This window comes from Mesorhizobium sp. B1-1-7 (assembly GCF_006442705.1).
GTDB classification, from domain to species: Bacteria; Pseudomonadota; Alphaproteobacteria; order Rhizobiales; family Rhizobiaceae; genus Mesorhizobium; species Mesorhizobium opportunistum.
Map to the genome: position 1 here is coordinate 101,683 of NZ_VFWQ01000003.1, position 21,719 is coordinate 123,401.

At 63.6% G+C, this 21,719-nt stretch carries 20 protein-coding genes; 5 read left to right on the forward strand and 15 right to left on the reverse strand.

Annotated features, from left to right (window positions below):
- The first annotated feature begins 72 nt into the window (after positions 1 to 72).
- Complete coding sequence (locus FJ978_RS05235; protein ID WP_140570772.1) at positions 73 to 984, forward strand: LysR family transcriptional regulator; 912 nt, start codon at positions 73 to 75, stop codon at positions 982 to 984.
- Here the strand turns inward: FJ978_RS05235 and FJ978_RS05240 are convergent, their stop codons facing one another.
- The 8 genes from FJ978_RS05240 to FJ978_RS05275 form a co-directional block, all read right to left on the reverse strand.
- A complete protein-coding gene (locus tag FJ978_RS05240; protein WP_140570774.1) occupies positions 985 to 3,306 on the reverse strand; it encodes a Tex family protein in 2,322 nt (773 codons plus the stop codon).
- A gap of 127 nt (positions 3,307 to 3,433) precedes the next feature.
- The gene (locus FJ978_RS05245) at positions 3,434 to 4,612 is read right to left on the reverse strand and encodes a serine hydrolase (protein ID WP_140570776.1); all 1,179 of its coding nucleotides are present in this window, start codon (positions 4,610 to 4,612) and stop codon (positions 3,434 to 3,436) included.
- Between the two features lie 28 nt (positions 4,613 to 4,640).
- Positions 4,641 to 5,837, reverse strand: a complete 1,197-nt coding sequence (locus FJ978_RS05250) for a serine hydrolase (protein WP_140570778.1) — start codon at positions 5,835 to 5,837, stop codon at positions 4,641 to 4,643.
- A gap of 63 nt (positions 5,838 to 5,900) precedes the next feature.
- Positions 5,901 to 6,935, reverse strand: coding sequence for an extracellular solute-binding protein (locus FJ978_RS05255; RefSeq protein ID WP_140570780.1), 1,035 nt, complete (start codon positions 6,933 to 6,935; stop codon positions 5,901 to 5,903).
- A gap of 23 nt (positions 6,936 to 6,958) precedes the next feature.
- Complete coding sequence (locus FJ978_RS05260; protein WP_023765726.1) at positions 6,959 to 7,759, reverse strand: ABC transporter permease; 801 nt, start codon at positions 7,757 to 7,759, stop codon at positions 6,959 to 6,961.
- Complete coding sequence (locus FJ978_RS05265; protein ID WP_013893235.1) at positions 7,752 to 8,672, reverse strand: ABC transporter permease; 921 nt, start codon at positions 8,670 to 8,672, stop codon at positions 7,752 to 7,754. The genes FJ978_RS05260 and FJ978_RS05265 overlap by 8 nt, the downstream gene beginning before the upstream one ends.
- On the reverse strand, positions 8,672 to 9,766 hold the full coding sequence (locus FJ978_RS05270) for an ABC transporter ATP-binding protein (protein WP_013893234.1): 1,095 nt from the start codon (positions 9,764 to 9,766) through the stop codon (positions 8,672 to 8,674). The genes FJ978_RS05265 and FJ978_RS05270 overlap by 1 nt, the downstream gene beginning before the upstream one ends.
- Before the next feature lie 142 nt (positions 9,767 to 9,908).
- Positions 9,909 to 11,588 (reverse strand): amidohydrolase, encoded by a 1,680-nt coding sequence (locus tag FJ978_RS05275; RefSeq protein WP_140570782.1) that lies wholly within the window; start codon positions 11,586 to 11,588, stop codon positions 9,909 to 9,911.
- Between the two features lie 258 nt (positions 11,589 to 11,846).
- Here FJ978_RS05275 and FJ978_RS05280 point away from each other — a divergent pair, with 258 nt between their 5' ends.
- Together FJ978_RS05280 and FJ978_RS05285 are read left to right on the forward strand one after the other, a co-directional pair.
- Positions 11,847 to 12,500 carry a TetR/AcrR family transcriptional regulator gene (locus FJ978_RS05280; RefSeq protein ID WP_013893232.1) on the forward strand — a complete coding sequence of 218 codons (654 nt, stop codon included), beginning with the start codon at positions 11,847 to 11,849 and terminating at the stop codon, positions 12,498 to 12,500.
- A gap of 23 nt (positions 12,501 to 12,523) precedes the next feature.
- Complete coding sequence (locus FJ978_RS05285) at positions 12,524 to 13,555, forward strand: histone deacetylase family protein (protein ID WP_140570784.1); 1,032 nt, start codon at positions 12,524 to 12,526, stop codon at positions 13,553 to 13,555.
- Between the two features lie 64 nt (positions 13,556 to 13,619).
- Here the strand turns inward: FJ978_RS05285 and FJ978_RS05290 are convergent, their stop codons facing one another.
- Positions 13,620 to 14,813: a TMEM43 family protein gene (locus tag FJ978_RS05290; RefSeq protein WP_140570786.1), complete on the reverse strand. Its 1,194-nt coding sequence runs from the start codon at positions 14,811 to 14,813 to the stop codon at positions 13,620 to 13,622.
- Positions 14,814 to 15,319: 506 nt separating this feature from the next.
- On the opposite strand from FJ978_RS05290, the gene FJ978_RS05295 reads away from it, so the two are divergent.
- Both FJ978_RS05295 and FJ978_RS05300 read left to right on the forward strand, forming a co-directional pair.
- Entirely contained in the window at positions 15,320 to 16,030 is a 711-nt protein-coding gene (locus tag FJ978_RS05295) for a helix-turn-helix transcriptional regulator (protein ID WP_013893229.1), read from the forward strand.
- Positions 16,027 to 16,797 (forward strand): helix-turn-helix transcriptional regulator, encoded by a 771-nt coding sequence (locus tag FJ978_RS05300; RefSeq protein WP_140570788.1) that lies wholly within the window; start codon positions 16,027 to 16,029, stop codon positions 16,795 to 16,797. The genes FJ978_RS05295 and FJ978_RS05300 overlap by 4 nt, the downstream gene beginning before the upstream one ends.
- A gap of 45 nt (positions 16,798 to 16,842) precedes the next feature.
- Here the strand turns inward: FJ978_RS05300 and FJ978_RS05305 are convergent, their stop codons facing one another.
- Genes FJ978_RS05305 through motA form a run of 6 tightly spaced genes read right to left on the reverse strand, consistent with a single transcriptional unit; the run spans position 16,843 to position 21,677 of the window.
- Positions 16,843 to 17,277 (reverse strand): hypothetical protein, encoded by a 435-nt coding sequence (locus tag FJ978_RS05305; protein ID WP_013893227.1) that lies wholly within the window; start codon positions 17,275 to 17,277, stop codon positions 16,843 to 16,845.
- Positions 17,274 to 18,356, reverse strand: a complete 1,083-nt coding sequence (gene flhB, locus FJ978_RS05310) for a flagellar biosynthesis protein FlhB (protein WP_013893226.1) — start codon at positions 18,354 to 18,356, stop codon at positions 17,274 to 17,276. The genes FJ978_RS05305 and flhB overlap by 4 nt, the downstream gene beginning before the upstream one ends.
- Positions 18,357 to 18,359: 3 nt before the next feature.
- Positions 18,360 to 19,370: a flagellar motor switch protein FliG gene (locus FJ978_RS05315; RefSeq protein ID WP_013893225.1), complete on the reverse strand. Its 1,011-nt coding sequence runs from the start codon at positions 19,368 to 19,370 to the stop codon at positions 18,360 to 18,362.
- A 46-nt stretch (positions 19,371 to 19,416) separates the two neighbouring features.
- Positions 19,417 to 19,803 carry a flagellar motor switch protein FliN gene (gene fliN, locus FJ978_RS05320; protein WP_013893224.1) on the reverse strand — a complete coding sequence of 129 codons (387 nt, stop codon included), beginning with the start codon at positions 19,801 to 19,803 and terminating at the stop codon, positions 19,417 to 19,419.
- Between the two features lie 18 nt (positions 19,804 to 19,821).
- Positions 19,822 to 20,769: a FliM/FliN family flagellar motor switch protein gene (locus FJ978_RS05325; protein WP_140570790.1), complete on the reverse strand. Its 948-nt coding sequence runs from the start codon at positions 20,767 to 20,769 to the stop codon at positions 19,822 to 19,824.
- Between the two features lie 32 nt (positions 20,770 to 20,801).
- A complete protein-coding gene (motA, locus tag FJ978_RS05330; RefSeq protein WP_013893222.1) occupies positions 20,802 to 21,677 on the reverse strand; it encodes a flagellar motor stator protein MotA in 876 nt (291 codons plus the stop codon).
- Positions 21,678 to 21,719 lie beyond the last annotated feature (42 nt).

The window sequence follows — 21,719 nt, forward strand, 5'->3', positions numbered from 1 at the left end:
GGCTTATCGGCCCGTGGCGCCAAAAAATCAAACGAAATTGCTTCACCAATCAATGAGCGTTAGGAATGGATCATGAGTGTCCAACGCCGCCTTTTGCCCAACATCAGCGCCCTTGCCGCCTTCGAGGCGGTGGCCCGGCTTGGCAGTTTCACCGCCGCCGCGCAGGAGCTTGATCTGACGCAGGGCGCGGTCAGCAGGCAGATCAAGCTACTCGAGGATCAGTTCGGCCACCGGCTGTTCGAGCGCGACAGCCGCAACGTCAGGCTGTCGACAGCGGGCGAAATCTATGCCGACGCGGTGCGTTCGGCCCTCGGCCAGTTGCGCGACGCAGCCCTTGGATTGATGAGCAACCGGCATAGTGGTATCCTGAACCTGGCGATTCTGCCGACGTTCGGCACGCGCTGGCTGATGCCGATGATCCCGGATTTCGTCGAGAACAATCCCGATATCACCATCAACTTCGTCACCCGCGTCGGCCGCTTCGACTTCGCCCGGGAGAGGCTGGACGCCGCCATCCACTACGGCCTGCCGGATTGGCCGGAGGCGGACTCGACGCTGCTGGTGCGCGAGACGGTGGCGCCGGTGGTGTCGCCGGAATTCCTCGCCGGCCGAGCCATTGCCACGCCGGCCGATATCGGCCGTCAGCCGCTGCTGCACATGGCGACGCGGCCCGGCGCCTGGACCGAATGGTTCGAGCACCAGGGCCTGAGCGCGCCGACCGGACCGGGCATGCAGTTCGAGCAGTTCGGCACCGCCGCCCAGGCCTGCATGGCGGGGCTCGGTGTGGCGTTGTTGCCGCTGATCCTCATCGCCGGCGAATTGCAGCGCGGCCAGCTCGTGCCGGCGCCCGGCCAGCCCATGCAAAGCCGCAGCGCCTATTATCTCGTCGTCCCGCAGGGCAAGCGCGGCCACATGCCCGTCGCCAGTTTCCGCGACTGGCTGCTGGGCCAGCTCGAAAAGGAGCCGGCTGTTCTGGCGTGGTAGCTACTTCCGCTTCAGCGCATTCGCCAGCGCGGCGCCAAACGCGCCTTGCTGGGCCGGCCGTTCCGGCTGGCGCTGCGGCAGCGGCGAACGTGGCGCCGGCTTGCCGCCACCATCGTCGCGTGGCCCTCTCGATGCGCCGCCCTCGCCGCCATCCTTGCGCATGGAGAGCGCGATGCGCTTGCGCTTGATGTCGACATCGACGACGCGCACCTTGACCACGTCGCCGGCCTTGACCACCTCATGCGCGTCCTTGATGAAGCGGTCGGCCAGTTGCGAGACATGCACCAGCCCGTCCTGGTGGACACCGATATCGATGAAGGCGCCGAAGGCGGCGACATTGGTCACCGTGCCTTCCAGCAGCATGCCGGGCTTCAGATCCTTGATGTCGTCGACCCCGTCGGCAAAAGTCGCGGTCTTGAAGCCGGGACGCGGGTCGCGGCCGGGTTTTTCCAACTCGGCCAGGATGTCGCGCACCGTCGGCAGGCCGAAACGCTCATCGACGAAGACGCGCGGATCGAGCGCCTTGAGCGCCGCGCTGTCACCCATCAGCGAACGCACATCACGGCCGCAGGCGGCGACGATCTTCTTGGCCACGCCATAGGCTTCCGGATGCACCGAGGAGGCATCGAGCGGCTCGCTGCCATTGGCAATGCGCAGGAAGCCGGCGGACTGTTCGAATGCGCGAGGTCCAAGGCGCGCTACTTTCAGCAAATCCTTGCGGCTGGCGAAGGGACCGGTCGCGTCGCGATGCGCGACGATGGCATCGGCCAGCGAGGGACCGAGACCCGAAACCCGCGCCAGCAATGGCGCCGAGGCGGTGTTGAGATCGACGCCGACCGCGTTGACCGCGTCCTCGACCACCGCTTCCAGCGACCGGCCGAGCCGGTACTGGTCGACATCGTGCTGGTATTGGCCGACGCCGATCGACTTCGGCTCGATCTTGACCAGTTCGGCGAGCGGATCCTGGAGACGTCGAGCGATCGACACCGCGCCGCGCAGCGACACGTCCAGACCGGGGAATTCCGCCGCCGCCGTCGCCGATGCAGAATAGACGGAGGCGCCCGCCTCGCTGACAATCACTTTCAGCGGCTTCGGTCCGCCGTCGGACGGCATGTCGGACAGCATGTCCGCCACCAGCTTCTCCGTCTCGCGGCTGCCGGTGCCGTTACCGATGGAAATCAGCTCGACCTTGTGCAGGCGAACGAGCCTGGCGAGTTCCGCCTGCGTGCCCCTCACATCGTTCTTCGGCGGGAACGGGTAGACGGTCGTCGTCGTCAGCACCTTGCCGGTGCCGTCGACCACCGCCACCTTGACGCCGGTGCGGATGCCGGGGTCGAGCCCCATCGTCGGCCGTGAGCCAGCCGGCGCGGCGAGCAGCAAATCCTTCAGATTGCGGGCAAAGACATGGATCGCCTCTTCCTCGGCCCGTTCGCGCAGGTCGCGCATCAGATCGAGCGTCAGGTGCAGCGAAAGCTTGATCCGCCACGTCCAGCCCGCGACCTCCATCAGCCAGCGGTCGCCCGGCAGGCTGCCGCCGATGGCATAGGCATTGGCGACCATTCGCTCGACCGGCTTCACCGGCGAGGTGTCATCGGCATCGACCTCGATGTCGAGCGACAGCACCTCCTCGTTGCGGCCGCGCAGCATGGCCAGCGCGCGGTGGCTCGGCACATTTGCCCAGCGTTCGACATGGTCGAAATAATCGGAGAATTTCGCGCCGGCCTCCTGTTTGCCGTCGACCACCCTGGCGCGCATGAAGGCGCGTTCCTTCATGTAGGTCCGCAATTTGCCGACAAGATCGGCATTTTCGGCGAACTGTTCCGACAGGATGTCGCGCGCGCCTTCCAATGCGGCCTTGGCATCGGCCACCTCTTGGCTGACATAGGCCAGCGCCAGTTCGGCAGGCACGAGCGAACGATCGGCGAGGATGGCCTCCGCCAGCGGCCCCAACCCGCGCTCCCGAGCGATCTCGGCCTTGGTGCGGCGCTTGGGCTTGTAGGGCAGGTAGATGTCTTCCAGCTCCGCCTTGGTGGCGGCGGCGATGATCTTGCCCTCGAGTTCGTCGGTCAGCTTGCCTTGCTCTCGGATGGAGCCCAGGATCGTGTCACGCCGTGCATCGAGTTCGCGCAGATAGGCGAGCCGCTCGGCAAGGTCGCGTAGCTGCGTATCGTCCAACCCGCCGGTCACTTCCTTGCGGTAGCGCGCAACGAACGGCACAGTAGCGCCCTCATCGAGCAGTTCGATCGCCGCTGCCGCCTGCTCGGGCCGCGCGGCGATCTCGGTCGCGATGATGGCTGCGATGCGCTTGATATCGGATGCCATGTCATTCCCACTCGCTTCGAAAACAGCGGCGACCATAGGCGCTGACATCCGGTCCGCCAACCGCCGCGCTTTCGTCAGCCCGGCGGGTCCACAGGAAAGCGCACGTTAATTTGGTGGCAGGAAGCGCTTAGACCATCCGGCTCAGCGCTTCGAAAAACGCCACAAGCTCGAGATCGAGCGCATCGTCGACCGGCTCCGGCTGCGACGACATCTTGGCGATCACCACTTCGGTCCTGGGGTCGATATAGAGCCACTGGCCATGGATGCCGATGCCGCAATAGGCGCCGTTCTCGTGTCCGGTCTGGTACCATTTGTTGCGATAGCGCCCCTTGGGGAACAGTGGCAGCATCGCGCCGCGCTGCCAGGCTTCCGCACTGCCGCCGGTGCTGGTCGTGTCGCGCACCCAGGCCTCCGGCACGATGCGCCGGCCATTGGCCACCCCGCCCTGACGCATCAATTCGCCGATGCACGCCAGATCGCGCGGCGTCACCGAAATGCCGCCGGCGGTGCGTGCCGTGCCTTCCATGTCGACGCCGATAGAAGCCTCGCTGACGGCGCCGAGCGGCAGCCAGAGCTTCTCGCGCATCAGATCGTTGAAGCGCTGGCCCGAGGCGCGCTCCAGCAGCAGGCCGAGCAGGTCGGAATTGGGCGAACGGTAGCGGAAGGTCTGGCCATGCGGCTCGGCCAGCCGCTGCAAGGTCAGGATGAATTCGCGCAGGCTTTCGGTGCCGCCGCCCGGGTTCCACAGCGTCGCCCGGCGATAGCGGGCAAAGGCGCTTTCCGGATCGAGATAGGCTTCCTCGAAATCGAGACTGACGCTCATATCGAGCACATGCCGTGCGCTGGCATCGCCATAGGCCGAACCGGCGGCTTCCGGAATGTAGTGCGTCACCGGCGCTTCCGGATCGAACACCCCCTCGGCTTCCAGTATGCCGGCAACGATGGCGGTCACCGACTTGCTGATCGAGAAGATGATGTGGCGGGCGCCGAAATCCATGTGCGGCGCGAACCAGTCGCCAATGGTCCTGCCGCCTTTCATCACCGTCAGCGCATCGGTGCTGGAGCGGACGAGAAATTCGGCCACCGTTTCCGGCGCGCTGGCGACCGAGACCTTTTCGCCAAGCAGGCCACCGAGATCCTGCATCGGGGCCTCGATGCCCCCGGCCGCCGTGACGCGCGCCGTCGGCACCAGTTCGCCGAGGTTCTGGAACGACCATCGGTTGAACGGGCTCTCGCGCCAGTTGGCGAGCAGCACCTCGTTGCGACGGAAGCCGTAGCGGGTCTCGAACACGGTCGTACCGGTCATGGCGTTTCCTCTTGGAGTCTAGGGGGGCTCAGCTCAACGCGGCGGCGATGGCATGCACGGCCTTCAGTGTCGCCATGGAGTAGGCGAGGTTGTTGAAGTCCGGATAGCTCGACAGCTTCACCACGACCATTCCCGTGTTCCAGTCGATATGGATCATCTGCCCGAACACGCCCCGGCACATCAGCGCGCGCGAGCGGGGATCCTCGATCCAGAACTGGTTGCGGTAGCTGCCATCCGGCAGGCTGGCGGAGAAATCGGGGCCGTGCCTGCCATTGCGTGTCGTCTCGATCCATTCGGCCGGCACGATGCCGCCGCCATTGCCGAGGATCATCTGGCCGAAGCGGCCATAGTCGCGCAACGTAGCATTGAAGCCACCATCGGCGAGCGCATAGCCGGCGCTGTCGACGGTGAAGCAGGCGCTTTCGTCAGCGCCGAGCTTTTGCCAGAGCTCTTCCGAGACCAACTGCGCCAGCCGCTTGCCCGTCACCCGTTCCATGATGAAGGCGAGCACGTCGGTCTCGATCGAGCGGTACTCGAATTTCGCTCCGTGCGGACGGATTATGTCCTTCAAGCCCAGGATCAGTTCGAACATGTGCGAGGGCCAGCGAAAATCCGGATCGCTGCCTGGCGGCACCGGCTTCCAGCCGGTCGCGACATCGACCTGGCCGATGTCGGAATAGCGGTCGGCGTATTCCTCGGAGAAGTGCACGCCCGTGGTCATGTCCAGCACATGCTGGACGCTGGCCCCGGCCCATCCCGTTGCCTTCAGCTCTGGCAGGTAGTCGGTCACCACCTTGGCTGGATCGATCAGGCCACGGCCGGCCAATATGCCGAACACCGATCCGGTGACGGACTTCGCCATCGACTGCGACAGATGCAGCGTGCGCTCGTCCATGCCGTTGAAATAGCGCTCATAGGCGACCTTGCCGTTTTTGAGCACCAGGATGCCATCCGTGTAGGTCTCGTCGAGCAGCCCGGCGAGCGTCGAAGGCTGGCCCTCGCTGCCCTCGACCGGCAGCCCATCGAGATCGACGTCGGCGCGTTCGAGGCGGTGGCGATGTCCATTGCCGCGCCAGACTTCGGCGGTCGGCAGAATTTCCCTGATGTGCTGGAACGCCCAGCGGTTCCATGGCGGCCTGTCCCAGTCGAGCTTCGGCGGCACCATGGCGGGCGGCGAGCCCTGCATGATCGGCGGCCGCGGATCGCTGTTGCGATAGGAGTCCATGAAAGCCATTCCCGGAACAAAAAAGACCCGGCGGCGTGTGCCGCCGGGTCCATCGCGTCGTGATTACTTCTGCAGCTCGGTCCAGATTTTGGTGTAGAGTTCCTGCGTTTCAGGCGGGCACATCTTCTGGAATTCGCCTTTCGGCTTGGCGTCGGCCGGAATGACGACTTCCGGCGCGTCCTTCATGTCGGCCGGCATGTACTTGTCCGAGCCGGTGATGGCGTTGGCATAGCGGTGGAAGGCCGAGAGGCCAGCCGCGTTTTCCGGATCCATGATGAAGTTCTGGAACAGCTTGGCGTTTTCGACGTTCTTGGCTTCCTTGAGGACGACGACGTTGTCGCTCCACAGGCCAAAGCCTTCCTTCGGATAATTATAGTGGATGGCCGGGTTGGCCAGCCGCTGGCGCAGCGCCGAGCCGTTCCAGTCGCTGGTTGCCTTGAAGTCGCCGGCGCCCATCTTTTCGATGGTGTTGTATTCCATGGCGATCCAGTTCGGCTTGGCCGCCACCAAGAGGTCACGCACCTTCTTCAGCACCGCCTTGTCATCGGTGCACTGCTGGCCGCCGACATATTTGATCGCCGCGAAGATGACGTCGCCCATTTCCGGGACGACATTGACCTTGCCCTTCAGTTCGTCCGGCGTGTTGAAGACAATACCCCACGTGTCGGCCGGGCCCTTGTAGGCATCGGTGTTGACGACGACGCCGATCGTGCCCCAGGCCCATGGCACGGAATATTTGCGGCCAGGGTCGAATTCAGGATTGGCCCATTCCGGCGCCACGTTCTTGAAGTTCTCCATCTTGCCTGGATCGGTCTCCAGCACGAGACCTTCCTTGATCCAGATCGGCACATAGGTCTGCGACGGAACCGCGATGTCGAAACCGGTGCCGCCCTGGCGAACCTTGGCAAGCGCGGTGTCGTTGGAATCGTAGTCGGTGATGGTCACCTTGACCTTGTATTTGTCCTCGAACTTCTTGATCACGTCGGGGCTGGTGTAGTTGCCCCAATTGTAGATGTTGAGCACGCCCTCGGCGCGGGCAAGCCCCGTCGATGCGAGCAACGCCAACCCCATGGCGGTCGCTGTTGTCTTCCAGTTCATCGTTCTAACTCCCATTTCAGGTTTCAGTCTCGTTTCCTGCTGACGAAGAAAAACAACGTGACGATCGCGACCGAAAGCAGCAGGAAAGCGGTCGATATCGCGTTGATCTCGGGTGTGATGCCGCGGCGGATCTGGCCGAGCATGTAGGTGGGCAACGTGTCCTGGCCGCCCGATTTGACGAACTCGGTGATGACCACGTCATCTAGCGAGATGACGAAGGCCAGCATCAGTCCGGCCAGGATGCCGGGCCACAAAAGCGGCAGCGTGATGCGGCGGAAGGTCTTCCATGGCGTCGCGTAGAGGTCGGCTGCGGCACGTTCCAGCGTCAGGTCCATATTCTCCAGCCGCGCCCGGATCGGCAGGTAGGCGAAGGGAATGCAGAACGCCGTATGCGCGGCGACCAGGTAGCCTATCCCCGAATAGCCGGTGAAGATCTTGATGCGCGAGAAGAAGATCAGCAGCGCCACGCCGGTGACGATCTCGGGCACCATCAGCGGCTGATTGATCGCCGCGTATTTGAAGGTGAGGCCGGGATAGGATGCCGTGCGCGTGGTGGCGAGCGCGGCCATGGTGGCGAAAATGGTCGAAAGCACCGCCGCGATGGAACCGATCTGGAAGGATCGCAGCGTCGCATCGATGACCTGCGTGTTCTGGTACGCCGACTGGAACCATTTGAACGAAAACCCGCCCCATTCCGATGTCGAGCTGGCCGCGTTGAAGGCGTAGATGACCAGCACGATGATGGGCAGATAGAGCACGACGAAGCAGGTCGCGGCGATCGCCGTGAACCCCGGCTGGTGCTTGATGGAGAAGTTGTCAGCCATGACGCACCCCCGACTTGCCGGCATTGCGCACATAGGCCAGCAGCGCCACCATGACGATGATCATCACCGTGATCGACAGCGCCGAGCCGAGCGGCCAGTTGCGGCCTTGGCCGAACTGCAGTTCGATCAGGTTGGACAGCATCATGTTCTTGCCGCCGCCAAGCACGCTCGGCGTCACATAGGCGCCAAGTGCGGGGATGAAAACCAGGATCGAGCCGGCGATGACGCCGGGTTTGACCAGCGGGAAAATGATCTTGCGCAGCACCTTGAAGCGTGTCGCGTAGAGATCATAGCCCGCCTCGACCAGACGAAAATCGAGCTTCTCCATGCTGGCGTAGATCGGCAGCACCATCAGCGGCAGGTAGACATAGGCCATGCCGACCAGGATCGCCGTGTCGGTGTAGAGGATCTGGACCGGCGCCGAGACGATGCCGAGCTTCAGGAGGATCGTGTTGATGATGCCTTCGTTGCGAATGATCTGCAGCACGGCGAAGGTCCGGATCAGGAGGTTGGTCCAGAACGGGATAGTGATCAGGAACAGCCAGAGATCCCTGGTCTTTTCGCTGCGCGTCGCCATGAAATAGGCGGTCGGGAAACCGAGCGCCAAGGTCGCGAGCGTCGTCACCACCGCAAGCTTTATCGAACGCCAGAAGATGGTGACATGCGCCGCAGCGAGCGAAAGCGTGTCGTCGAAAATGTCGCGCTCCAGCAGCACCGATGTCCAGGCGTCGGACGAGAACTGCCATTTCACGTCGCCATAGGCGCCGGGCGTCAGGAACGAATAGACAAGCACGATCAGCAATGGGCCGGTCGCGGCAAACAGAATGACCAGCAGCGCCGGTGCTGACAACAGCCAGCGGTCACGCACATCGCGCCGCTCCGCTGCCTTGGCGACTTCTTCCGCGGTGGCCATCAGTCCCTCAGCACTTGCGCGGCGTCGTTGCCGATCATGATGCCGACCTTGTCGCCACGTTCGAAACCGCAGCCGGCGCTGCGCGTGTTCTGCTGGCGCACGGTGAAGGCCTCGCCGCTGTCGAGCTGGACATGGATATGCGTGTCGGTGCCGAAATAGACGATGTTTTCGACCGTGCCCGCGAGGTCGCCCTTGTCCCTCGTCAGCTTGGCATGCTCGGGCCTCACCACCACGGTGGCGTTGTCCTTTGGCTGGAAGCCTTCGGCAATGGTCGCCTCGATGGCCGTGCCGGATTTGAGCGTCGCGCGCGCCCTTCCGTTGCCGATGCCCGTTATCGCCGCGGTGAGGAAGTTGGTTTCGCCGATGAAGTCGGCGACGAAGCGTTCCGCCGGCTTGTCGTAAATGTCCCAGGGCGAGCCGACCTGCAGGATCTTGCCCGACGACATCACCGCGATGCGGTCCGACATCGTCAGCGCTTCTTCCTGGTCGTGGGTGACGAAGATGAAGGTGATGCCGGTCTCGTGCTGCAGTCGCTTCAGTTCGATCTGCATCTCCTTGCGCAGCTTGTAGTCGAGTGCGGATAGTGGTTCGTCGAGCAACAGCACTTTGGGCTGCGGCGCCAGCGCTCGGGCCAGCGCCACGCGCTGCTGCTGGCCGCCGGAGATCTGGCTGGTGCGCCGGCCCGCCAGCGCTTCCATCTTGACCAGCTTCAGCATCTCCGCGACGCGTGCCTTGATCTCGGCCTTGGGCTTGCCCAGCATTTCAAGGCCGAAGCCGATATTGTCGGCCACCGTCATGTGCGGAAACAGCGCGTAGGACTGGAAGACGGTGTTGACCGGCCGCTTGAAGGGCGGCAACGGTGCGATGTCCTGGCCGTAAAGCAGGATCTCGCCGGCGGTTGGAAAATCGAAGCCGGCGATCAGCCGCAGCAGCGTGGTCTTGCCGCAGCCGGATGGTCCCAGCAGCGTGAAGAACTCGTTTTCGCGGATGGTTACCGAGACCGTATCGAGGGCAGCGACCTGCCCTTCCCCTGATCCGAAAATTTTACTGACGTTTACGACTTCAATTGCATTCCGATCCGGTTTTTCCGGCACGATACGCCTCACTGTTGACCCCGCTCTTGCTGGCGAGGTTTTTCCCCTGTTGGATGTGACCACACGGCCGGTAGGTTGGCAAGTCCGGCATTGAATCACAGTTCAGTAGTCATTCATTCGGCTAGCAAGCCGCATGCCATTGTCAGGCCTGATAGGTGACCTTGCCGCCGCAGATCGTCGTCACCGGCCGCAGCCCGTGCAGTTCGGCCGGCGCGGTCCTCTCGATATCGGCAGATAAAACCACCAGATCGGCCATATAGCCTGGTTTCAGCATACCCTTGCGGTGCTCGGCGAACTCCGCATAGGCACCCTCCACCGTGTAGGCGGCAAGCGATTCATGCAGCGAGAAGCTCTGGTCCGGGTCGCTTTCTGCCCATGGTTTGCGCATCACTGCCGCTTGAATGCCCAGGATCGGATCGATCGGCGATACCGGCCAGTCCGATGCGAACACGACATGCGCGCCGGCATTCTTCAAGGTCCGCCAGGCATAGCTCAGCGGCCAACGGGCCGGCCCGATGCGCGACACGGTCGGCTCCAGCGGAAAATCCATGGCGCCGGGCGGATGCGGCGGCTGCATGGAGGCGATGACACCGAGTTCGGCGAAGCGCGGCACGTCCGATGCGGTTGTGACCTCGATATGTTCGACGCGATGCCGGCTGTCGCGCTTGCCATTGGCTTTTTGCGCCGCCTCGTAGCCGTCGAGCACGGCGCGGACGGCGCCGTCACCGATCGAGTGCACGGCGATTTGCAGTCCACGTTTGTCGACGGCAACCGCCAGATCGATGAACTGCTGCGGCGTGAACAGCGGCTCGCCGACCCAGTCGGTGCGATCGGCATAAGGCTCGACCATCACCGCCGTCCAGGAATCGAGCACGCCGTCGTAGAACACCTTGACCATGCCCGAAGACAGCCACTCGCTGTTGTAGCGCTCGTTCATCACGGACGCCTTGTCGAGCATGTCGAGCGTCATGAAATTCTTGTAGTGGAACGGGATCTGGACGCGGCAGGGCAAGCCTTCCGCGGCGTCGATTTCGGCCAGCAGCTCGAGCTGGTAGAGATTGCCGTCCATGTTCTGGATCGAGGTGATGCCGTGGCGCGTGCACCAGGCAAGCCCACGCCGCATGATGTCGCGGTCGGCGGCGCGTTCTTCCGCCGACGGCATCGGGTCCGGCTCGCCGCCTGTCGCCAGCCCCAGCCGCACCCGGCTCTCGCCGGCAAGGTCGAGCACCGGACCGAAGGCCTCGCCCTCGCGCAATTCACCCGCCGCCAGCCCATCGTCACCCATGACGATCTCGTTGCCCGGACCAAGCGTGCGGCCGTGCAGGATGCCGGCCATCTCCAGCGCCCTGGTGTTGGCCCACATCGTGTGATGGTCGGGCGCAGCCATGCAGAAGGGCCGGTCCGGCAGGATTTGATCGAGATGGTGGCGCGTCACCCGCTCTTGGCCAAGCACGGTATAGTCGACGCCCTGCCCGACCAGCATCGTGGCATGTGGCCGTGTCGGCGCATAGTCGCGGATCGCCTTTTGCAACGCCTCGAAGCCATGGACACCGCCAAGCTGAAGATGCGCGAGCTCGGCCCCGCCGGAGAACAGATGCATGTGGGCTTCGATGAAGCCCGGGATCACCGAACCGCCCTTGGCGTCGATCACCTTTGTGACCGGACCTTTGAGCTCTTCGATGGAGGCACGGCCGCCGATGGCGATGATGGTGCCGTCCTTGACGGCAACGGCCTCGGCGGTGGGATTGTCATCGTCCATGGTCAGCACATGACCATTGATGACGATCAGATCCGCATTGTGACCCGCACCTGTGACAGACATCGCGACTCCGCGCTTTGACGACTGACTGAGACCGGCAATCCTCTTGTCCGACAACCTGCCACGTCACCGCAGCGGCGCTATCGGACGAAAAATGATGCCAGTGCGCTGTCTCTGGAAATTCCCCTTGTGATCCCTGAAAACAGCGTGGATAAAAGAATGCGACTAATTATTCGCGTTTGTCAACGTACCGAATTTCGAATGTATTGGACAGCACCTGCACCCGTATTGAGACCCGGCAGGGAACGAGGACATCGAGCAGTGAAGCGCAGTCTCAGCCGCGAAACCAGGATGGCGCTCGAACCGCGCAAGCAGCCGCGGCAACAGCGGTCGAGCAAGGTGGTCGACCGGATTCTCGACGCGGCGCTGGTCTTGACGCGGGAGCAGGGAACCAAGGCGCCGACGACGCTCGCCATTGCCCGGCGCGCCGGCCTGTCGGTCGGTTCGGTCTACCAATACTTTCCCAACAAGGAAGCCATTCTCCTGGACCTCGCCCGGCGCTGGCTGTCCTCCTTTCCCGAGGTGATCGCGAGGCGCATCGAGGTCGTGCCGCCCACCAACCGCGACGAGTTTCGCCAGGAAGTGCGCAAGCTCTTCATCGACACGTCCACGCTCTATCGCGACAACGCCACCCTGATGCCGGTGATCGAGGCCATTTCCGGCAACGCCGACCTCAGGCCGATCCAGGACGAATATGACGAGCAGATCATCGCGCTATACGCCGCATGGCTACAGCATGTGAATCCGGCCCTTGAAGACGAGATCGCCAGCCGGCTCGGCGTGCTGATGATGGACGTCGGGCACGCCTGCCGGCTCGTGGGGCTGAAAAGAGATCGCAAGACATATGACCTCATCGAGGACGATGTGGAAAGAATGTGGCTCGCTTTGGTGACCCCCTACCTCAACCTTGACTGATTTCGCATTTCGAGAGGAATTTTATGAAGACCGTCTATTCGCCGCTTCATGCCGGCCATGCCGGCCAGATGGAACTGGTCACATCAGCGATCGTGCCGGGTTTTGAAAAGCCCTCGCGCGCCGAATTCATCAAGGCGCGGGTCGAAAGCGAGAAGCTCGGTCCGATCGTCCTGCCGCTCGAGCACGATCTTGCGGCCGCCAAACGCATTCACAAATCGGACTATATCGACTTCCTGCCGACAGTCTGGCCGCAATGGGTGGCTTCCGGTCACCAGGGCACGGCCATGCCCTTCACCTGGCCGACGCGCGGCCTGCGCGGCGACGTGCCGCCGAAGCGTGTCGATGCGCTGCTCGGCTACTATTCCTTCGATGCCGGCGCTACCTTCGTCGAAGGCACGTGGGCGGCGATCAAGTCGTCCTATGACGTGGCGCTCACCGCCGCCGGCCTCGTCAAGGCCGGCGAAAGGTCCGCCTTCGCGCTCTGCCGTCCGCCCGGCCATCATGCAGGCGCCGGCTTCATGGGCGGCTATTGCTACATCAACAACGCCGCCGTCGCGGCGCAATGGTTCCGCGACCAGGGCGCAAGCCGTGTCTCCATCCTCGACGTCGACTACCACCACGGCAACGGTACGCAGGAGATCTTCTATGATCGCGCCGACGTACAGGTTCTCAATCTGCATGGCGACCCGATGGTCGAGTATCCGTTCTTCCTCGGCCACGCCGACGAGCGTGGCGTCGGCGCGGGCGAAGGCTTCAACATCAACTATCCGATGCCCTTCGGCACCGGCTGGGACGCCTGGAACGCCTCGCTGGAGGACGCCTGCGCGAAGCTCGCCGCCTACGCGCCCGACATCGTCATCGTCTCGCTCGGCGTCGACACCTTCGAGAAGGACCCGATCAGCCAGTTCAAGCTGACCAGCCCCGACTATCCCAAGATCGGCCGCCGCATCGCCAGGCTCGGCCTGCCGACGCTGTTCGTCATGGAAGGCGGCTATGCCGTCGAGGAGATCGGCATCAACGCCGTCGGCGTGCTGACCGGTTTCGAGGATCGGTAGACCTTCTCGCAAGCACAGCGACAGGCACGAAAGAAAAGGGCGCGTGGCCGCCCTTGTTCGCAGGCTACGCCGCGGTGCCAGTGCCTGGCGCGGCCATCGGCGCCACTGGCTTGCGTGACCGCCCGAGATAATAGACCGCCGCCGCAGCGATGACGCCGGCGGCCAGGATGCCAACCGCCAGAACCGGCCGATACCAGAACCAGGCAATCGCGATCGTCGTCGTGCCGACCAGGATCGCCAGGAAGAAGGCGATGATGCCGGTTCCCATCCGCGCCATGCTGCCGAGGAACGGGATGACGTCGAGGATCACGCCGATCGGGCTGAGGAACAGCGCAAAGCCGATCGTCAAAAGCAGCAGGCCGGCGGCACGCAGCAGCCAGGTGATCAGCGTGTTGGCGCTGACCGCCTCGGCGAACATCTTGTCGGCTGGCACCTGGCCCGTATCGACCATCAGCAGCGCATCGCCTGCTTCCGTCTGGTAAGGCTCGAACCGGCTGCCGGCCTGGCGCGCGACGATGCTGATCACGCCGAGCGGCGCAAGCTCGTAGCCGATGCGGTAGTCGCCGAGCGCCGGCGTTGTGTTGTCGGTACCGAGATAGATCCTGCCGTCGACGATGCTGAGCGGCTTCGTCCCGGAATAGGCGGCCTTTATCGCGGCCGACTGGCTTGGCGATAGCGAAAGATCCTTGTCGCCCTCGATGCGATCCAGCACTGGCGCATCGAGATCGAAGGCGACGAGCTTGCCTTCCGGAATCTGAAAGGTCCGGCTGTGGATCGCCATCGGCGGATTCTGATGGCCATCCGGCTTCTTGAAATCCGACGAGTCGATCTGGCTGTCGTCCCACACCTTCGAATAGCTGTAGGTCGTCTCCTTCTCCTCGCCGCCGCCGAGCTTCTTGGTGGTCTCGGATTTGGAGTCTTCCTTCCACTGATACATCTCGACGCTGCGCGACAGGCGCAGGCCTTGCGCCGCGATCCCGAAATCCGGATCCGACAGCCCGCTATCGGCTGTCACCGGCCCGCTGACATGCACCAGTTTGCCGTCATTGGCGGCGTCGACACTGTCGGCGCCCGTGGAGACGACGGCGCCGGCGCCCTCGGCCAGCGAGCGCGCCGTCTGCACCGCGCGGCCTTCGTTCCAGAACAGCCCGATCACCATCAGCACGACCAGAAGCAGGCCGAATATGACCCCGCCGACCGCGCGTTTGATCCGCCCGAACCACGAGACGGACGTAACTTCCCGAAATGAATCGCTCATTGTTTCCCCCGAAACCGACCATGCCATGAGCCTGCGTACGACTGCCCCGACGACTTCGTCGTTCATGCCGTCTACAGGCTCGATTGCCGGAGATGCCCATCCCTTCGGCATTTTCGAATCTATCGCAACGGGCCGGCCGCCGATATGGCCGGCTTGCACAGTCCCGACATTTTCACGCCTCGAAGGCTACGAAAATCGCCTCCTGAGTCGCACCTGAGTCCATCAGATTCGATTTTGTCAAATCGCGTTTGATGTCGGATTCATCTGCGGGTAGATTAGAACCGAATCAGCCGGTCCTCGGGGGGCGCGGCGACCACCCAAAGTCTCACGTTCCGGAAATTTTCCGGCGCCAGACGCGGACGGCTTCGCGTTCCCTGAATGGATTCCGTCTGATTGGGCGCGGCCCCGCGCCTCGTGTGTGTCTCGTAAAAGTAACGCGTTTTCGGGTTCGGCGGCTGGCTCTCCAGCATCCGGACATCAGAATCGATTCCGGCCAAAAGCATCAGATGAGCAGTCCCGCCGCGCTTCTTCAATCCGACACACTAGGCTCGCGCCTGACGTCGCGCGGTGATCTCACCAGCTTTTTCATGGAATTGACCGCCGAGATCGGCGCCGACAGCTACATGCTGGTCGCCATGGTCCATGACCAGGACCGCAACGACGCGCGCATCGTCTCCTCGAACTGGATCTTCGACGCCATCGAATTGATCGGCAAGCGGCTGATCGCCGGCCTTGCCCAGGGCACGCTCACCGTTGCGCCCGGTACCCGTCCAAGACCGCTGGTGGCGGCGCAGGCGCCGGATGCGGATGGACTGGTCTCCGGCGAAGAGGCCCGCCTGCTCGACGTGCTCGGCCATGCCGAGATCTATTCGCTGCGGCTGAATGTCGGTCGTCAGCGCCTGTTCGCCCTGTTCTCGGCGGCAAGTGCCGGCAAGATCGACCAGCCGGCACTGATGAAGGCGCAACTGAAGTGCTGCTATGCGCTCTCGCACATTCCGCAGCTGATCGCCGCCGCCGCCATGCAGGATCCGCTGTCTGACCGCGAGCGCGAATGCCTGTTCTGGGTCTCGGAGGGCAAGACCACCGATGAGGTCGCCGTCATCCTTGGCGTCTCGTCCAACACCGTCAACAGCTACATCACCCACGCCATCCAGAAGTTTGCCGCCAGCAACCGCGCGATGGCCATCGCCACGGCGATCAGGAGTGGCATCATTTGAAAAACGCCGACATCAAGCAAGCAGCCGAAGCCCTTTTCAACGAGCAGCGCAACCCGTTCGGCGCCTTCTCGCTCGGCTCCGAAACGCATCACGCGGTCACCATTCCCGATGCCGTGCGCCGCTGCCGCTGGATATCGGTCGACATCAACGCCTCGGCCTTCGGCCTGTTCTTCGTCAGCCCGTCACCGGAGCGGGCACGGCTGGTCCCGTGTTTCGATTCCGACTATCCCGGCGTCGCGGTGGCGACGAAGTTCATCTCGGGCGCCAATGGCGAGGAGATCGTGCGTCACACCCGAAACTCGACGGAGCCGCGCTGGTGGGCGGATGACGGCGTCGCGGCTATGGCTGAGATGTTCGGCAAACTCGCCTGGACCGAGCAGATGGCGCCGCTGGCGCCCGGCACCAGCGGTATCGCCTTGCCCGTCCATGCCGATCGCGGCCAGTGCGGTCTTGTCGTCTTCCTCGGATCGGAGATCGCCCTCCCCCAGGATACGCTCTACGAAATCCATGCCCGCTGTTTTTCGCTGTTCGCCGCTGTCGCCCGGATCCTTCCGAGCGATGCCGGCAGGATGCGCGCCATCTCCAAGCGCGAACTCGAATGCCTGAAGCTGACCGCCAACGGCAACACCAGCGAAGAGATCGCGCGGCTGCTGAAACTGTCGGTGCACACCGCCAACCAGTACCTGACCCAGTCGACGCAGAAGCTCAACGCCGTCAACCGCAACCAGGCGGTGGCCAAGGCGCTGCGGCTCGGTTTGATCGAATAGTGAAACGATCAGAGCGGTCGAGGTCTGTTGAGGTTCAAGTAGATATCAGAAGGCCAGCGGCTCGACCCTGCGGATACGAGCCTCTTCGATCACAGTCTCGAGCAAGGCCGTATTGTGCTCGGGATCTTCGCCCGGCTTCTCGAACGAGACGTAGTTGACCACGACCGAGTTGCCGTTCTCGCTCAGCGTCAGCTGGAAATAGACCGTCGCCCCAGGCGGCCGCAGCTCAAGGTCGAGCACGATGCGCGGGCTGCCGCTCCAGTCGACATGCGCCTCGCCGCCATGACCGAGCCTGAGCGTGCCGGGCATGAAAAACAGCTCCGCCGCTGAATCGACCAGGTCCGACAGGCAGGCGAAATGCTCCAGCCGGATGAAGGCGATATAGTCGGCGACATCGATCAGCCTCAGTTCGCCCACCACTTGCTCGATGGCGCTGGCGACGATGATCTCGCGGGATTTTGCGTGCGGTTGGCGGTTCATGAAATCTGTCTGCGCTCAGCCTTTTTCGAGTAGACGATCCGCACCAGTTCGGCGACGGCCTGGTAGAATTGCGACGGGATCACATTATCGACCGAAACTTGCTTGTACATGGAGCGGGCCAGCGCCACGTCCTCGAAGATCGGGATGTTGTGTTCCCTGGCGATCTCGCGGATCTTCAGCGCCACCAGGTCCTGCCCCTTGGCCACCACGAGCGGCGCCGAATCCTCGTCGCGCACGTATTTCAGTGCGATCGAGAAGTGGGTCGGGTTGGCTATGATCAGCGTCGCGCGCGGCACCGCCGTCATCATCCGCTTGCGCGCGCGGTCGCGCGCCAGCGAGCGCAGCCGCGACTTGACGATCGGGTCGCCCTCGGACTGCTTGAACTCGTCCTTGACCTCCTGCTTGCTCATGCGCAGGTCCTGCTTCCAGTGGAAGCGCGACCAGACGATATCGATCGCCGCGATCAGCCCCATGACGAAGACGATCGCCACCAATATGTCGACCGCGATGCCGCGGATGACGAGGCCGAAGGCAACGGGATTGGTGATCATCCCGGCGAGCAGCTTGCGGTGATCTTCCGACAGCGTGAAGGAGAGCACGGCAATGGCGAAGCCGACCTTTCCCAGGGACTTCAGGAACTCGACCCAGCCCTGAACGCCGAACATGCGGTTCCAGCCCTTGACGATCGAGATGCGCGAAAACTGCGGCCTGATGCGCTCGCCGACGATCTGCGGCATGTTCTGCAGCACCGAGGCGCCGATGCCGGCGACACTCAGCAGCACCAGCAGGCTGACGAGGGCGCGGCCCACTTCCAGCATGACGAGTTTGTAGAGCGCGATGACATCGGTCTCGGTGTCCATCGGCCAGGCTTCCGGCTTCTCGAGAAATGTCGCCAGGAACATGCCGAGGTCGATGATGGCATCCTTGGCATAGAAGACGGTGAACACCAGTATGGCGACGAAGGAGGCGAGAAGCGCGGTTTCCCTCGAATGGGGCAGCTTGCCCTGTTCGATGGTGTCGCGGATCTTCTTTTCCGTCGCCTCTTCGGTTTTCGAATCCTTGTCGACGGCGTCGGACATGCCTTAGGCGGCGTCCTGCGTCGAAGGAAGCTCGAACGCCCCTTCGCGCGACAGACGGATCGTCGTCGTCACGATGGTCTTGCGTGCCGCTGTAATGTCGGCGGCGGGGATGCCTTCCGACCCCTCCCCGAGTTCGGCTTCGATCATGCGTCGCGACCGTGCGCCGATCGCCGACAGCACCGCCTCGGCGAGCGCCGCAGACGTGCCGCGCAACGCCAGCGTGACAAGTTCGGTCGACAGTCCGTCGAACAGCAGCACGCGTGCCTTCTGCGTAAGCAGCGGCAGGTCGTCGAAAGCGAACAGTCGCGCGCGCACGCCGTCTAGATCAGGCGTACCGGCGGCTTCCAGATCCTGCATGACCTCCTCGAGCAGCGGCTTGTCCAGTTCATTGAGCACGCTGGCGACGCGCGCCTGCCCCACCGACGTGTCCTTGGTCGAGGTTTCGGCCAGCACGCTGGTGCGCAGCCGGTTCTCGACAATCCTGGCCGCGGCATCCGGAACATTGGCCATGGTCACCATGCGCTTGATGATTTCGCCACGCATCGGCTTGGTCAGGGTCAAAAGCACCCCCGCCGCCGTCTGCGGCGCCAGCTTCGACAGCACCATGGCCGCCGTCTGCGGATGTTCGCCGGCCAGGAACGTGCCCAGTCGCGCCGGCTCGAGCTTCTCGAGCTCGGGCCAGATCGGTGGTGGGCCTTCCGGAGCGACCTCGAATTTCTTGTCGCCCATGATCGCGCTCATCTCTTCGGGCGAGAGCGATTCATTGAGGATCGTGTCCATCCTATCGGCGGAATCGAGCAAGCCCGCGCCCTCGGTGAACTCGGCTTCGAATTCGGCGACGATGCGCTCGAGATCGCTCTGTGGAATTGTCCTGAGCAGCCGCGCACCCTCGATCAGCGCCTTCAGCTCTTCCTGCTTGAAGAATTTCAGGAGACGGCTGGCCGACGGCTTGCCCATAGCCACCAGGATGGCGGCCGCCTTCTGCGCGCGCGTCAGGGTCGCCGGCGTCGTCATATTGCCTCTCGCCTCCGCTGCCACCGGCAAGCCCCGCAAACCATGTCTAGGCGCCCTTCGTACCGGCGATGATTTCGGTCAGCCTGATGCCGAAGCGCGAGGGATCGCTTTCCAGCACCGTGATCTCGCCACGCGCTATCTTGCGGCCGTTGACGACGACGTCGACCGGTTCGCCGATGCGGCGGTTGAGCGCGACCGTCGACCCTTTCTGCAACGCCATCAGGTCGGACACAGCCATCTCGGTGCTGCCGAGAATGATCTGGACATCGACGGGGATGTTCATGATGACGCTGGAATTGGCTCCTGCCGCGGCCCGGAAGGCTGCGTCGGGGCGCTGTTCCTCTTCATGCAGGACCCCGCGCAATTCCTCGATGGCGCGGTCGAGCTGCTCGTCCGGCTGGTCGAGGTCTGGTTCTGCCTTGGTCTTGGCCATCAATCGTCTCCAAAATGCTCAGGCGCGCCCGGCGCCAGCCGGCATCAACCCATCGATAAAGTCCTGCCCGGCATCGAAGGGATGCCTGATCCGGACGGTGTAATTCTGCCCCAGCTTGCCGAAGTCGCATACGAACAGCGTCTGGCCGCGCGCACTGAGGCGAGCCCGCGATTGCGCCGTTTCCTCGAAATCGATGACCTGGCCGACTTCCAGCTTCGCAAGGTCGCCCAGCGTCAGCCGCGCCAGCGGCATGGTGGCTTCGAGCGCCACGGTCGAGCGCATCACCTCTTCAGAAAAGCGTGCGCGCCAACTGGTGCCAGGATCGGCCTCGCTGGCGCTGGCGATGCCGTCGCGGCCGGCCAGCACGATACGCTGCGGCATCGTCACCGTGATGCTGCCGCTGTCGGCCGGCGTCGAGATGCCAAGGACGATGCGAATTGCCGCGCCGTCGCGCAAAACATGCCGCCTGGCCTCGATGCCGGACATGGCCCGCGGGGCCGGCAGTCGCAGTTCGAGCGAGCGCTGCCCCGATCCGTTCAGCGCCTGCGCCACCTCCTGGAACACCATCGTCGAGACATCGGCCTCGAGCGGCGACAGGTCGCGCTCGATCGGCGACACCGGCATGTCCGGGTCGCCGCCGAACAACGTGGAGACCATGATCGCGATCGCGGCTGCGTCGATGACGAGTGTCATCGCGTCCGACGACGCCGGCGAGCCGACCACGGTCATGGCGAAATTGTCGCCGGCGCGCGAGCGCGCCTCGGTAACGCGGCTGACCTCGACCGCCTTGAGATCGACGATGACGGGGACGCCAAGCCCGCTCGACAGCCCCTTCTGCAGCAGCGGCACGGCGCGTTCGGCCACGGCACGGCCGGCGTCGATGACCTGATCGGCCTCGCCGCTGTCACCGACCAGACGCTCTATGATCAGCGAGCGCGCTTGCGCGGGGCTGCCTGGACTGGTCATGACCGTGTGGGCACCGATCTGTCGTGCATCGCTCAGGCGGCCTTCTTCTCGGCGGCGCCGGTGTTCATCGTGCTCTGCTCGACGGCGTCGATGGTCGGCCGCTCATAGGACGAGATGGTCTTGCGGCCGAACTCGATCGCCACCTGCGGCAGGGCGCCGTTCATGTAGGCGAGCAGCGTCTGCTTGACGATGATATAGAGGCGGTTCTTCTTCTCGCGCACCGTCTTGATCTTGGTGGCGACAGGCCCGACCACGGCGTAGGACAGGAAGATGCCGAGGAACGTGCCGACCAGGGCGGCGCCGATCAGGCCACCGAGGATTTCCGGCGACTGGTCGAGCGCGCCCATCGCCTTGACCACGCCAAGCACAGCAGCAACGATGCCCAGCGCCGGCAGGCCGTCGCCGACCGCGACCAGCGCGTGATAGGCCTTCATCTTGTCGGACTTGATGGTCTGGATTTCCTCGTCCATCAGCGCCTCGATCTCATGCGAGCGGGCATTACCGATGATGATGATGCGGCAGTAGTCGCAGATGAAGGCCATCAAATCGTGGTTCTTGAGCACGGTCGGAAAGGCCTGGAAGATCGCCGATTCTTCCGGATTGTCGATATGCGCCTCGACCTCGCTGCGCGATTTCGAGCGCAGCTCGCGCATCAGGCTGTGCAGCACGCCGAGCGTCTCCAGGTAATCCTGTTCCTTCGGCACCGCCTGCTTGAAGGCCTCAAGGATGCCCTTGCCGGTATCCTTGACCGTCTTCATCGGGTTGGCGACCAGGAAGGTGCCCAGTGCGGCGCCGCAGATGACCACGGCTTCCCACGGCTGGACCAGCACGTGCAGATGCCCGCCCATGGCCATGAAGCCGCCGAGGACGCAGCCGAGCGTTACCACCAGTCCAATCAGAATGCCCACGACAGGTCCTTCCGCATTTCACATCAGGTGCAAGGGATAGTC